Origin of the sequence: Lewinella sp. (assembly GCF_050633125.1) — a bacterium.
Lineage (GTDB): Bacteria > Bacteroidota > Bacteroidia > Chitinophagales > Saprospiraceae > Lewinella.
Genome location: NZ_JBOEFX010000120.1, coordinates 1 through 547, shown reverse-complemented (window position 1 = coordinate 547; position 547 = coordinate 1). Strand labels below are relative to the sequence as shown.

Sequence of the window (547 nt, the reverse complement as noted above, 5' to 3'; positions counted from 1 at the left end):
AGCCCAAACAGGTACAGATTGATTGTACAGCCTAGGTGTAAAGGTATAAGGGTTAATTAGTCCAAGTTTTTGGCGATGGTAAAATAGAAGGTGGTACCCTCTCCCACTTTAGATTCCAACCAGATTTTTCCCTTATGGTCTTCTATTACTTTTTTACAGGTAGCCAGGCCTATTCCCGAACTATTGCTGATGCTTTTGTTTTCTAATGTTTTGAACAATACAAAAATCTGGTCGAAGAATTCATTCTCAATACCAATACCATTGTCAGCAATTTCAAAATGGTAATGGGTGGCACCTTCTTCCCCTGAGATGACTATTACTGGCGCTACGCCATCTCGACTATAACGAAGCGCGTTGGTTAACAAGTTTTGTAATAATTGGTAGATACGAGAGCTGTCAGCCAAAATATGTTCTGGAAGATTTTTAACAATGATTTCTCCTCCTTTTTCATTCAGTAACTGCCGAATATCACTGTTAACCTCCTCAATGAGCTTCACGATCGAAACATTCGTGATTTCTAAAGGGGTATGTGTTATGGTCGAATAAT

General features: G+C 38.9%; 1 protein-coding gene. It reads right to left on the bottom strand.

Annotation, left to right across the window (positions count from 1 at the left end; all coding sequences use genetic code 11):
- Positions 1-56: 56 nt before the first annotated feature.
- Positions 57-547: sensor histidine kinase (locus ACRBG0_RS23615; protein WP_431489309.1), on the bottom strand; the 491-nt coding region annotated here is incomplete at its 5' end.